Source organism: Janthinobacterium sp. UMAB-60 (assembly GCF_900095235.1).
GTDB lineage: Bacteria > Pseudomonadota > Gammaproteobacteria > Burkholderiales > Burkholderiaceae_D > Janthinobacterium.
The window spans coordinates 75,231-88,363 of the sequence record NZ_LT607492.1; the positions used below are offsets into that span (position 1 = coordinate 75,231).

Consider the following 13,133-nt stretch of genomic DNA (forward strand, 5'->3'; position numbering starts at 1 on the left):
GGCGCGGCGCTCAAGCACTTACCAGAGCCTACGGCGCGCACTCCTTCAGGCGTTGCACCAGCGCTGCGGGATCGGCGTCGGCATTGAGGAAGGCCGCGTGCTGCGGGCGGATGAAGCCCTGTTCCTTGCCGTTTTGCACGAAAGCAATCAAGCCATCATAGAAACGGTCGACATTGAGCAAGCCGATGGGCTTGGCGTGCAAGCCCAGCTGGGCCCATGTGAGCATCTCGAACAGCTCTTCCAGGGTGCCATAGCCGCCGGGCATGGCGATGAAGGCGTCGGACAGGCTGGCCATCATCGCCTTGCGCTCATGCATGTCCTTCACGATGAACTGGCGCGTCAAGCCCATGTGGCCCACTTCGCGTTCAACCAGTTGGGTGGGAATCACGCCCGTCACCTCGCCGCCCAGGCGCAGCACTTCATCGGCGATCACGCCCATCAGGCCGACCTTGCCGCCGCCATACACCAGCGAAATATTTTCCGCCACCAGCACGCGCGCCAGTTCGCGCGCCGCCACCGCATAGTCGGGCGAGACGCCCGCGTTGGCGCCGCAGTACACACATAAAGCCTTGATCACAGTAATCCCTACCCTTTCAATTCATCGATCGCCGCCTCGACCTCGAGGCGTTCCTTGGCGTCCAGTGCCGCGCAGTCGGCCGCCTTTTCATACAGTGCCAGCGCTTCCGCCAGCTTTTTCTTTCCGTCAAGCATATTCAATGCGCGCGCATATTCGCTGTGCGCCAGCGCCGAATACGGCGTCAGGGCCAGCGCCGTCTTGAAGTGCTGATAGCCATCTTCCTTGTTGGCGCCGTAGGTCAGGCCGCCGATCATGGCGCCGACCTTGTCGATAATTTCCGTATGATAAATCCCAAACGCAATATGCGCTTCCGCATGCATGGGCGCCACCGTCATCGTGCGGTCCAGGCTGTTGCGCACGCGCGCCCCCATGCCTTGCGCCAGGGCCTTGACGACGGAGGTGCCCAGCGCGTAGCGGCCCAGGCTATAGGCATGCCAGTAGTAGCCGGCCGGGTTGTCCGGCTGTTCGCTCTGCTGGCGCTCGCAGCGCTCCGCCACTTCCTCGTACATATCGAGTTTCTGGCGGTCGTCCACTTCCAGGTGCGTGGCATAGATGCAGGTCGCCTTGTGCGCCACCGCATAGCCGGGCACGCCGACGGCCAGGCCCAGCTTCACGGCGCGTTCGAAGTCGCCCGCGTGGAAGGCCAGCCAGGCTTGCACCAGCGCCGGGTGCGTGGGAAACGGTTCCACATCGCCCGCATGCAGGCGCGCCCAGGCCGCTTCCAGGGTCTGCGGCGTATAGACATAGGCTGCGTCCGGATAGGGGAATTGTTTCCAAGCCATCTCTCTCTCCTGTAAATGACGACGTGGCGCCAGCAGCCGCGTCAGTCGTTCTTGAGTTTGGTCACATACTCTTCCGACAGTTTACGAAACAGCAAATGTGTTTCATTGCGCAAATAAGGCCCGATCAGCGACAACACCTGGTAGCAGCCGCGTGCCAGCGCATCGGACATCGATTGCTGCTCGCTGTACTTGCGCGGATTGCGCACATATTCGTACGACAGCCAGTAGGTGGCGACGACCACCATATTCGTCGCCATCGCGGCCACTTCCATGTCCGACGCTTCCAAAGACTGCTCGCTGCGCAAATCTTCGCACAGCTGCGTGGCCACCTTGATTTTGTGCGCCAGGATCAGCTTGAAGTGCAGTTCCAGCTTGCGGTTGCGCGACAGCAAATCATTGAGGTCGCGATAGAAAAAGCGGTAGCGCCAGATCAGTTCGAACATCAGGTGCAAATACAGCCAGACATCCTCGATATTCGAACGGCGTCCGTCAGGCACGGTCAGGATGCGTTCGATTTCCGCCTCGAACTGGACGAAAATCGAGTTGACGATGTCATCCTTGTTACGGAAGTGGTAATACAGGTTTCCCGGCGAAATATTCATCTCTTCCGCAATCACGGTCGTCGTGATATTCGGCTCACCAAACTCATTGAACAGGCGCAGCGACAACTCCAGGATGCGTTCGCGGGTACGGCGTGGTGCTTTTTGTAGCATGGCGGGCAATCTCTCTGTGTTCTGCCTCAAGCATACCACCTAAGATAGCCGTAATGAAACACTACGCCCCACGGCACCGGCGAAAAGCGCAGGCAAAAAAAAGCCTGCGCGAGCAGGCTGGAGGGATGTTGCGCCAGCTCAAGCGGCCGGCGCTTTTTTCTTCGCCGCCGGCCTGGCGGCGGGCTTGCTCACTGGCTTGCTCACCGGCTTGCTTATTGGCTTGCTTATTGGCTTGGCTGCGGCGCGCGGCGCGGCCCTGGCTGCCGGCTTGGCCGGGGCCTTGGCGACGGCCGCCTTCGGTGCGGCTTTCGGTGCCGCCTTCGGCTTGGCCGCCGGCGCGGCCTTGGCGGACAGCGCCGCCACCTGCAAGCTCAAGGCATCGATTTTGGCGTGCAGCGCGGCGATATCGTTTTGCATCGGCACGCCGATGGTGGCCAGGGCACGCGCCACGCGCTCTTCAAACACCTGTTCCAGCTTGTCCCAGGAGCCGCTGGCCTGCTTGCCCACGCCATCGGCCAGCTTGCCGACGCTGTCGCCGACATCGGCCACCTTGTCTTCGGCGCGCTTCTGGAATTCCGTGCCTTCCTTGACGAGCTTGGAAAACACGCGCCCGCCCTCTTCCTGCGCCTTGGCGAAGGCACCGAGGCCCGCTTGCCAGATCTGCTGCGCGGACGAGCGCACGGCGCTCGCCAATTCATTGTCTTCCGCCAACTCCTTCAATTTCTTCACCATCGCCCGCTCCCGTCATATGAAAGGCCATGCCACTTCATGGATGCTTTTTATTCTAGAGAGCAAAACTAGAGACGGGAGTCTAATTCGATGGAAAGCTGCTTCTCAACGTGCGCCAGCGCACACAGCGACCGGCATGGCAAGCGCCTAGGCGGCCGCTTTCACCGGGCCATGCAGCAGCTTGTGCAGGCGGAAGCCTTCGCGGATGTTCTCGCGCAGCACGGCGCCTTTCCACGGTTTGGTATAGAAGCGGTCGACGGCGCCGCGGTTGATGGCCGCCATGATGGGCGTCAGGTCGGCAAAAGCCGACAACATGATGCGGAAAGTGTCGGGGCACAGGTGCTTGACCCGTTCCATGAATTCAGTGCCGCTCATGAGCGGCATGCACTGGTCGCACAGGATCACCTGCACCTTGTGGCGCGCCAGGATGTCGAAGCCCTCGGCGGCCGTCTGCGCCGTCAGGATGCGGTAGCCGTCCTGCGCCAGGAAGTCGCTGAGCACGTCGAGCATGAAGACATCGTCGTCGACGATCAGCAAGGTTTGCTGCTCTTCGCTGCCATCATCGTGCGGCGCCTGCAGCAGCTTGCCCGCCATCAGCATCTGCTCGAATTCTTCCTGCGGCACGGGGCGGCTGAAATAATAGCCCTGCATCTCGTCGCAGCCGTGGCGCCGCAAATAAGCCAGCTGCGCATCGTTTTCCACGCCTTCGGCGATCACTTCCAGCTTCATGCTGTGTGCCATGCTGATGATGGCCAGCACGATGGCCGCGTCATCGGGATTGCTGGTCACTTCGCGCACGAAGGCGATGTCGATCTTCAGCTTGTCGATGGGGAAGCGCTTCAAGTAGGCCAGGCTGGAATAACCGGTGCCGAAATCGTCGATGGAAATCTGGATGCCCAGCGCCTTCAGGTTGCGCAGCACGGCGATGGTTTCCTCGGCATTCGACATCAGCGAGCTTTCCGTCAGCTCCAGTTCCAGCAGGTCGGGCGCGATATCGTGCTTGCTGATCGCCTTGAGCACCTCTTCTTCCAGGCCGCCGACGAAAAACTGGATGCCCGACACATTCACCGACAGGTGCACGGGGCCGATGCTGCTGGCGCCCCACTCGCTGATCTTCTTGCAGGCTTCGTCCAGCACCCAGTTACCGACGCGCACGATCAACCCCGTTTCTTCCAGCAGGGGGATGAACACGGCCGGCGAGACCATGCCGTGGCCGGGGCGGCGCCAGCGTATCAGCGCCTCGGCGCCGCTGATGCGTCCCGAGATGATATTCACCTTGGGCTGGAAGAACAGCACGAATTCCTCGTTGTCGATGGCACGCCGCAGGGCATTTTCCATGTCCAGCCGCGCCATCGATTGCGCGTTCATTTCCGCCGTGAAGAAGCGGAAGGCATCGCGTCCGGCCTCCTTGGCACGGTACATGGCCGTGTCGGCATACTGAATCAGGGTGTCCGCATCGAGGCCGTCTTCGGGGAACACGGAAATACCGATGCTGACCGTCACCGTCACCTCGTGGCCCTGCAAATCGAAGGGCTTGCGCATCGCTTCGCGGATCTTGTCGACCACGCCCACGGCATGCTGGATGCCTTCCGGCAGCACCAGGATGGTGGCGAATTCATCGCCGCCGAAGCGGCCGATGGTATCGCGCACGCGCAGGCAATCGACGAGGCGGCTGGAAAACTGGCGCAGCAGGTCGTCGCCGAGGGTGTGGCCCAGGGTGTCGTTGATATTCTTGAAGCGGTCGATGTCCATGAACAGCACGGCCACGGCCCACTGATGTTCGGCCGCCTGGGACAGCGAATGGGTCAGCGAGGCGTAAAACTGGCTGCGGTTCGGCAAGCCGGTCAAGGTATCGAAATGGGCCAGCTTCATCAGGCGCTGCTCGGCATCCTTGCGCTCGGTGATGTCGCGCGCCACGGCCACCAGGATCCAGCTCTGGCCCGAGCGCAGGGTGCGCCGCTGCACTTCCACCGACAGCGGCGAGCCGTCCTTGCGCTGCAGCTGCAATTCCGTCATCGGGCCACCCTGATCGCCGGCCAGCAGCTTGTTGTACAGTTCTTCCAGCTGGGTCTCGCCCTCGCTCGCGCGCCCCGGCCCCACGCGCAGGAAATCCTCGCGTTCAAAGCCCAGCATGCGGCAGGCAGTCTGGTTGACGTCGACGAAGCACATGCCGGCGCGGTCGACGAGGAAAATCGCGTCAGCCGTGGCATCCATCGCCAGGCGGAAGCGGCGCAAGTCTTCATCGAGACGGATGCGCGCCGCCATGTCCAGGGTCAGCTGCTCGTGGTGGCGCTTGATCTCGTCGTACAGCAGCAGGTTGTCGTAGGCGACGGCGATCTGCGCCGCCACTGTGGCGGCGACCCGCTCGTCGACTTCGGAAAACTCGTTCGCCCCCAGCTTGTCGACCAGGTACAGCCAGCCGTGGCTGCGCTCGCGCGAAGCGATGGCGACGCCCAGGAAGGAGTGCACGGGCGGGTGCGTGTCGGGCAGGCCCAGCGCGCCGGGGTCGCCCTTCAAGCCATTGACACGGTAGGGCTGGCGCTGTTCCAGCAAGCGGTTCAGGATGCCCGTGCGCGGCGCGCTGGCAATGCGCTCGAGGTCTTTCTCGGCGCCGCAGGAGGAAAAATAACTGAGCTTTTCGGCGCCCTCTTCCAGCACGCCGATGCAGGCGTACCTGGAGACGCAGATATTCTGCGCCACCTTGCAGCCCGCTTCGATCAAGGCGCGCGGATCGCGTTCGGCGCCCAGCTCTATACCGAGCTCGATCAGGGCCGTCAGGCGCAGGCTCACCGCTTGCAGGCTCGACAGAGAGCGCGACAAACGCTCCGTCATGATGCCCAGGTCTTCGGGCATGGCGGCATGGCCTTCGCGCTGGCTGGCCAGCTGCGAAATCTGCTGGCTGCTGGACTCGACTTCGTCGAGGTAGCCGCTGACCTGGTGATCGATGGCGGCCAGCTTGCCAGTGGCGGGAAGGCCCGCAGCACCGCCCGCGCCCGGCAGAACGGACGCCTGGACGGCCGCCGGCATCAGTCCCAGCGCCTCGTTGACCGTGCGCACGATGACTTCGGGATCGGACGGCTTGGGCAACACCCAGCGCACGCCGCATGCCTGCGCCAGCAAGATCGCTTCCTGCTCGCGGTAGGTGGCCGTATAAAAAATGATGGGCACGTCGGTCAGCGCGGGATCGGCATGCACGCGCGTGACGAATTCGTAGCCGTCCATGTTCGGCATGAGGATGTCGGAGATGATCAGGTCCGGCCGCTCGGTGCGCAGCACTTCCAGCGCGTCGGCGCCATTGGCCGCCTCCAGCAGGCGGTGGCCGCCGTAGCCCAGCAGTGCGGTCAGGAATTCGCGGTTCAGCACATGATCGTCAACGATCAAGATGGTAGCTATGTCGTTTTTAACTGGCGTCGACGGCGCCCCGGGTAAAAAAGATTCCAGCTCCGCCACGAACAGGTCCGGCTCGATCGGCTTGCCGATATAGCCATTGAAACCCGCTTCGAGCAGGCGTTCGCGGTCACCCACCATGGCCAGCGCCGTCACGGCCAGGGCCGGAATCTTGCGCAGCAGCGGGTCTTTCTTCAGCTCGGCCACCACGCCATAGCCATCGAGCTTGGGCAAATGCACGTCGCAGATGATCAAGTCCGGCAATTCGCTGCGCGCCATGCGCACGCCCTCTTCGCCGTCATAGGCGGCCAACGGCGTGTACCCAAAGGCACGTAACAGGTACACCATCAATTCCATATTGGTGGCGTTATCTTCGATAATCAGGATACGTGCGGACAATTAGCACCCCCATGAAAACTGCATAAACTCATTTTTTGCCTGCACTCATCTTTCCGCTTGCGCGGCAACATGCTAATCCTACGACATCCTGCCCTGCATCCCCGCAAATATCTCGCATGCGGATCGCCGTGGCGCGCCATCTACGGTCTCGGCAATCATTGCTGACCGTCACCTTCGTGATGCTAGCTTAATACAGTACGCCAGTGGAAAACAGCATTTTCTGGGCCAGCACCTGTTAAACATGGGCAACAGCAGAGTCAAAAGAGACAGTCTTGCCATGCTGATAAAACACAACAGAATTCAGGAAAAATGGAGGCCAGACGGGGACTGGGCGACTTCGTACTTGATAGTGATTTCCGCCAGCAGCTGGCGCAGCACGCGCGCATCGCTGGCCAGCGCCACGTGGCCGATGGCGCCGAAGGCAATATTGCGCGCGCCGGGCAAGTGCGCGGAACATTGCGGCGCGACAATATTATCGTGGTGCGAATAGATCGAGGTGATCAGGGCGCGCGTTTCAGGTGCCTCGCTGGCGGCCAGCTGCGCCAGCCAGCCGCTGGGCGCGCCACCGATACGGCTCATCTGGTGCGCATTTGTCCCCGCAGCCAGGTTGGCCAGCGCCGTGCCGTGGTGCGGCGTGCCGATGGTGATGATGCGCGCCACGCGGGCCGCGCCGTAATGGCGCAGCCAGGCGCGCGCCACCAGGCCGCCCATGCTGTGCGCGACGAGAATCACGCGGTCGCTGCCCGTGCGGGCGCAAAGCTCGGTGATGGCTTGCTCGACCTGCGGCACGAAGTCCTCGATGTCGGCACCTATCGGCTCCAGGTCGACGCCGTCGTGCGCGATGCCGGCTTGCGCCAGTTGCCGGCTCAGCTGCGTCCAGTAGCCGCGGTTGCACACATAGCCGTGCACCAGCAGCACCGGCAGCCCCTGGCCAATGATGGTATCGGCCGCATGCAGGCGCGGACGCAGCATGCCCCACGACGAGGTCCACAGGGTGGCGCGCAGTTCGCCGAAAAACAGCCGCGCGGCGCCCATGGCGCCCAGTTGATATTCAAGCGGTACCGGGTTGCCCAGGCGCCGGCTTTCCCAAAAATTGCGCGCCACGATCAGCGCGCGCACGGCCAGCAACATGGCCAGCGCCAGCAGCACGGCCAGCACCGGCGAGGCGACGCCCCACGCCTGCATGGCCAGGTACGCCACGCCCAGCACGGCCAGCACCTGCAGCAGCATCAGCCACTTGAGGATGCGCGCGATCATGCAGTGGCCGGGGCGGGCACGGGGGCCGGCTTGCCCGTCAACTGCTGCGCCAGGCCGCTGGCCAGGCGCGCGGCCAGCGCATACAAGGTCAGTTGCGGATTGGCGCCGATCGAGGTGGGGAACAGCGAGCCGTCGTGCACGGACAGGTTGCGCACGCCGTGGTAGCGGCCATTGGCCCCCGTCACGCCCAGGCGCACATCGTCCGACATGGCGCAGCCGCCCATCACGTGGGCCGACACCACGCGCGCCAGCAGCGCCTTCATCGGCAGCGCGCCGATGGCCTGTTTCGCCTGCGCCCAGCTGGTGTAGTGGCTGGCCAGCTCGTGTACGGGATACACGCTGTTCGCGCCGGCGGCGAACTGGATTTCCGCCATCGACAGCAGCGCGCGCCGCGCGCCATCCCAGATGAAGGGCGTGAGCGGATAGTCGAGCACGGGCGCGCCGAAACTGTCGATGGACACGCTGCCGCCCGCCGCCTCATGGTGAAAGCCGTCGCGCAGCAGCGCCAGCAAACCGTGCGCATGGGGGAATTCGCGCATGGTGCGCGCATGTTCATCGCCGAAGCCGCCCATGGTGGTGGCCATCAGCAGCGGGTGCAAAGGCGGCGCCTCAAGCTTGTAGCCGATGGGGCCATCGATGGGCGCCGTGTGCAGGAAATGGTCGGAATAAATCGTTTGCGGCGCGCCCGCATAGGCATCGACGCGCTGGGAAAACAGACCGGCCGAGATCACCGTCGGGTGCAAAAAGGTGCGCCGGCCCAGCAAACCGTGCGGGTCGGGCGCCTGCGAGCGCAGCAACAGCGCCGGCGAGTTGATGGCGCCGCCGGCCAGCACAAAGTGTTTGGCGCGCAAGGTGAGGCGCACGCCTGTGGGTACTTGCCCGGCAGCGTCCAGCGCCGTCACCTGCAGGCTGTCGATGCGCTCGCCCTTGAAGGTGAAACGCTCGGCGCGCGCATGCACGAGCAGGCCCGCGCCCAGCGCCAGCGCCGAGGGGATCGTCGTCACCAGCATCGACTGCTTGGCGTTGGTCGGGCAACCCATGCCGCAGTAACCGAGGTTCCAGCAGCCGTTCACATTGCGCCGGATGGCGGCGGTGGGGATGCCCAGCGCCGTGGCGCCACGGCGCAGCAAATCGTTGTTTTCGTTGGGCGGCGCGGCCCAGTCGCTCACGTGCAGGCGTTTTTCCATCATGGCGAACCACGGCGCCATGGCGTCCACGGAATAGCCGGACAAACCAAAATGCTGGCGCCAGTATTCCAGGGTGCCGGGCGGCGTGCGAAAGCTCGAGGTCCAGTTGACGGTGGTCGAGCCGCCGACGGTGCGCCCCTGCAGGATGTTGATCGCCTTGTCGCGCGTCTTGCGCGCGGCCGATTCCTGGTACAGCGCGGGATAGGCCTGCGCTTCGCGCATCTTGAAGTCTTTCGAGGACTTCAGGCCGCCCTCCTCGACGATCAAGACTTTCAGGCCGGCCAGCGCGAGGATTTCCGCCGTCACGCCGCCGCCGGCGCCGCTGCCGATGACGACGACGTCCGCCTCGAAGCTGCGGTCGGCGGCCAGGGTGCTGGCGTCGGTGACGTTCCAGCCGCTGGCCACGCCGATGGCGATGGGATCGGGTATGGGGGATGTGCTCATGGATGCCTTATGCGCTCAGTTCGGGCAGCGGTCCCGGATAGCCGATGGCTGCCCAGTGGGCGGCATCGGCGTACCAGGCGCCGAGGATCAGGTCGTGCAGGGCCAGGTAGGCCGTCTGCAGGGTGGCCAGGCGGTGGGTGCGCCATGCCTGCAGAAAGGCGGCCACCTGGACGGGATCGGCTTCGCGCCAGCCATCTTTTACACCGGCGACGAAGCGCCGCGCAGGCGCCAGCGCCAGCAAGCCAAACAAATCCTGCACTTCCTGCTGCGCCGCCAGGGGCAAGCCATGGATGGCCGTGTCCACGCCAGCGATGGCGCCGTCGAGGGCCTTGCTGCGCGCATCGCCCCCGTGCGGCAAGGCCTCGCCCAGCATGGCCGGCACGATGGCCGCCAGCGCCGCGCGCGCCGCGCCATCGAGCACGAAGCGACCCGGCGGCGCCGGCCCACGTACGGCGCGGTAGGCGGCGCCGCCGGCGGCCAGCGCACAGGCGCCCAGCACGCCCAGTTTCAGAAACGATCTGCGTTGCAATCCCATGTGTCCCCTTGTTTTGTACGGCCTTTTGCAGGCCAGTGTACGCCAAAGGCAGTGGGCATTTGAACGCAAAAACTAGAGCGGCGCGTCTAGTTTGCGCGACTGGAAGCACAGCAGCAGCATGGCCAGCAGCGCCGCCAGCGCGCCGCCGATGGCGATGCCGGGCAAGCCGAAGGCGACGATCAGCACACCGCCCAGCGCACCGCCGGTGGCCGTGCCCGCATTGAAGGCGGCGATATTCAGGCCCGCCGCCACCGCGTCGCTGCCCGGGCAATGCCGCTGCGCCAGGCGCAGGAGGCGCATGGTCGACAGGGTCACGAGGGCAAAGAACAGCATGCCCAAAGTGCCGCACAGGGCCAGCATGGCAAACGGATGCGTGCGCAGCACATAAAAGCCCAGCAGGTTGAGCGCCAGCGCGGCCATGGCCAGCACGGTGGCGCGCAACGCGGAAGGGCGATCCGCGCACCAGCCGCCCAGCAGGTTGCCGCCGATGGCGCACGCGCCAAAGCACAGCATGGCGGCACTCAGCCAGCCCGCATTGAGCCCGCCCACTTGCAGCAGGAAGGGCGACACATACGTGAAAAAGCTGAAGGTGGCCACGCTGACCAGCGCCGCCACCCCGGCCGCCAGCAGCAGGGGCGGCTGCAGGATGGCGCGCAGGCTGGCCAGGGCCGGCGTGGCGGCGGCCGGCTGGCGCGCGGCCGGCATGGCGCAGCGCAAGCCGGCGCCGCCGCACAGGGCCAGCACGCCGATGGCCGTAAACACCCAGCGCCACGACGAGACGGCGCCCAGCCACGTCCCCAGCGGCACGCCGCCGGCCAGCGCCAGGGTCAGGCCCAGCCAGACGATGGATAGCGCCCTGCCCGCGCGGGACGGGTCGACCAGGCTGGTGGCCGCGTGCGAAGCGACGGCCATGAACACACCATGCGCCAGACCGACGGCAAAGCGCACACACAGCAGCGCGCCCAGTGCCGGCGCCCCCGCCATGGCCACGCTGCCGGCCGCCAGCACGAGCATGGTGGCCACCAGGATCTGGCGCGTGGGGCGGCGCGCCAGCAGGGCCGTCAACACGGGCGCGCCGATGGCCGCCCCCAGCGCATACGCGGCGATGGCGCCACCAGCCGCCGCCACGCTGGCGTGCAAGTCGCGCGCCATGGGAGTCAAGAGGCCGGCGGCAATGAATTCGCACAGGCCGAAGGCAAAGCTGCACAGCGACAGCCAATAAATAGAGGGAGGCAGCGCACGGCTGCGCGATGAAACGATGGACATGGCAATTCCCGACAATCAAAAACGCCATGCTGGCCCTTGGGCCGTCATCTGTAAAATATCTTATTTATCTTGAAACGAGACGCTTGACGTCTCAATTTAAGTCCCATTGAGTGGCGGACAGCCGCAGCTGCGCCAGCAGACGCTCGCGCACGGGAGACGTGCGCTGCGGGTCCCACGCCATGTACAGGTCGAGCTGGCGCAGCGCCTCGGGCGCATCGCTGTGCAGCGGCAGCATGACGACACCGGCTGGCGCGCAGGCGGCGAGGCTGGCCGGCAGCAGGGCCACGCCGAAACCGGCCGCCACCAGGCCCAGCACCGTTTGCAATCGGCGCGCCTGCTGCGCCACGCGCGGCACGAAGCCCGCATGCAGGCACAGGCTGGCCAGCTGGTCGTGGAAACCCTGGCCCAGGTCGCGCGGCGAGGCGACGAAATCGTCATCGGCCAGGTCAAGCAGGTCCACCCGCGCCTGGCCCGCGCAGCGGTGGTTGAACGGCAGCGCGATCACGATGTCTTCGCCGGACAGGCGCTCGAAGCGCAAGCCCGGCGTGCTGCGGCCCGGCGCGCGCAGCAGGGCGATATCGACCTCGCCTTTTTCCAGCCACTCGACCTGCTGCTGCGTCGACGCTTCGCGCAAGGTAAATTGCACGGCGGGCGAGGCGGCGCGGAAGGCGCGCAAGGCATGCAATACGTGGGCATACGGCGTGATGTGGATGAAACTCAGGCGCAAGTGCCCCTCGATGCCCTGCGCCACACGGCGCGTGGCGGCCACGCCCTCTTCCAGGCTGGCCAGCACCTGGCGCGCCGTGGCCAGGAAAGCATCCCCTGCCGGCGTCAGGCTGACCTTGCGGTTCGTGCGCTCGAATACGGGGTAGCCCAGCAAGTCTTCCAGCCGCAAAATCGCCTGCGACAGCGGCGGCTGCGCCATGTGCAGCCGTTCGGCCGCGCGCCGGAAGTTCAGTTCCTCGGCGACGGCGATGAACTGGCGCAGCAGCCGCGTCTCGATCATGGGCCTTTTTTGGCGACCGCCAGGATATGGCGCGCGATGCCGCGCAAGATGTTGACTTCTTCCGTCTCCAGCCCCGTGCGCGAAAACAGGCGTTTTAAGCGCGGCATCAGCTTTTTCGGGTTGTCGGCATCGAGGAAATCGATGGCGACCAGCGCCTGCTGCAAGTGATCGTACATGCCGTCGACCTGCGCCAGGCTGGCCGCGTCGCCATGGAAACCGACGGGGCTGGCGAGCTGCCCATCGCCGAGGGCCGCCACGCGGCATTCATAGGCCACGACCTGCGCCGCCTGCGACAGGTTCAGCGACGAATACGCGGGATTGGCGGGGATGTTGATCAGCACATTGCACTGCTCGACGATTTCGTTGGGCAAGCCGAAGCGCTCGTTGCCGAAGATGACGGCCGCGTGCAAGTCTTCGCCGGCCGCCAGCTGGGCCGCGATGGCGCGCGGGGCCGTGACGGGCGGCGAGAATTCGCGCAGACGGGCCGACACGGCCGCCGCGTAATTGCAGCCTTCGAGCGCCTCGGCGATCGAGCCGACGATGCGCGCGCCGGACAGAATATCCTGCGCGCCGCTGGCAAAGGCCACCGCTTCCGCATCCGTCAAGGCATCGGGGAAGCGGGGGTTGACCAGCACCAGATCGGAAAACCCCATCGTTTTCATGGCGCGCGCGACGCCGCCAATGTTGCCAGGACGACTAGTTTCGACAAGAATAAATCGCAAGCGTGTGAAAAGAGACGTGTTGATTTCGGGCAGATTCATTTAAAATAGCGCTATTGCGCGGTATCGATACAGGAAATTTCGGGAAACGGAGTCACAAAACGCTGACGCCAGGCCGGGATTTTAACCACT

The 13,133-nt window shown here is 64.8% G+C and carries 11 protein-coding genes; all 11 read right to left on the minus strand.

Translation table 11 applies throughout. From position 1 onward, the window contains the following. Positions 1 to 28 precede the first annotated feature (28 nt). A complete protein-coding gene (locus tag K0F86_RS17730) occupies positions 29 to 574 on the minus strand; it encodes a TIGR00730 family Rossman fold protein (RefSeq protein ID WP_046682536.1) in 546 nt (181 codons plus the stop codon). Between the two features lie 11 nt (positions 575 to 585). After that, positions 586 to 1,359, minus strand: a complete 774-nt coding sequence (locus K0F86_RS17735) for a hypothetical protein (RefSeq protein WP_219135628.1) — start codon at positions 1,357 to 1,359, stop codon at positions 586 to 588. A gap of 41 nt (positions 1,360 to 1,400) precedes the next feature. Next, positions 1,401 to 2,072: a TetR/AcrR family transcriptional regulator gene (locus tag K0F86_RS17740; protein WP_034758777.1), complete on the minus strand. Its 672-nt coding sequence runs from the start codon at positions 2,070 to 2,072 to the stop codon at positions 1,401 to 1,403. A gap of 138 nt (positions 2,073 to 2,210) precedes the next feature. After that, positions 2,211 to 2,804 carry a phasin family protein gene (locus K0F86_RS17745; RefSeq protein WP_219135629.1) on the minus strand — a complete coding sequence of 198 codons (594 nt, stop codon included), beginning with the start codon at positions 2,802 to 2,804 and terminating at the stop codon, positions 2,211 to 2,213. A 144-nt stretch (positions 2,805 to 2,948) separates the two neighbouring features. Then, the gene (locus K0F86_RS17750; RefSeq protein ID WP_219135630.1) at positions 2,949 to 6,587 is read right to left on the minus strand and encodes an EAL domain-containing protein; all 3,639 of its coding nucleotides are present in this window, start codon (positions 6,585 to 6,587) and stop codon (positions 2,949 to 2,951) included. Positions 6,588 to 6,887: 300 nt separating this feature from the next. Next, positions 6,888 to 7,844 (minus strand): triacylglycerol lipase, encoded by a 957-nt coding sequence (locus tag K0F86_RS17755; RefSeq protein WP_219135631.1) that lies wholly within the window; start codon positions 7,842 to 7,844, stop codon positions 6,888 to 6,890. Beyond that, positions 7,841 to 9,475, minus strand: coding sequence for a GMC family oxidoreductase (locus K0F86_RS17760; protein WP_219135632.1), 1,635 nt, complete (start codon positions 9,473 to 9,475; stop codon positions 7,841 to 7,843). The genes K0F86_RS17755 and K0F86_RS17760 overlap by 4 nt, the downstream gene beginning before the upstream one ends. A 7-nt stretch (positions 9,476 to 9,482) precedes the next feature. Beyond that, on the minus strand, positions 9,483 to 10,010 hold the full coding sequence (locus K0F86_RS17765; protein ID WP_219135633.1) for a hypothetical protein: 528 nt from the start codon (positions 10,008 to 10,010) through the stop codon (positions 9,483 to 9,485). Between the two features lie 72 nt (positions 10,011 to 10,082). Then, on the minus strand, positions 10,083 to 11,276 hold the full coding sequence (locus K0F86_RS17770) for an MFS transporter (RefSeq protein WP_257572213.1): 1,194 nt from the start codon (positions 11,274 to 11,276) through the stop codon (positions 10,083 to 10,085). Between the two features lie 91 nt (positions 11,277 to 11,367). Then, positions 11,368 to 12,282 carry a LysR substrate-binding domain-containing protein gene (locus K0F86_RS17775; protein ID WP_219135634.1) on the minus strand — a complete coding sequence of 305 codons (915 nt, stop codon included), beginning with the start codon at positions 12,280 to 12,282 and terminating at the stop codon, positions 11,368 to 11,370. Beyond that, positions 12,279 to 13,043 (minus strand): RNA methyltransferase, encoded by a 765-nt coding sequence (locus K0F86_RS17780; RefSeq protein ID WP_219135635.1) that lies wholly within the window; start codon positions 13,041 to 13,043, stop codon positions 12,279 to 12,281. The genes K0F86_RS17775 and K0F86_RS17780 overlap by 4 nt, the downstream gene beginning before the upstream one ends. Positions 13,044 to 13,133 lie beyond the last annotated feature (90 nt).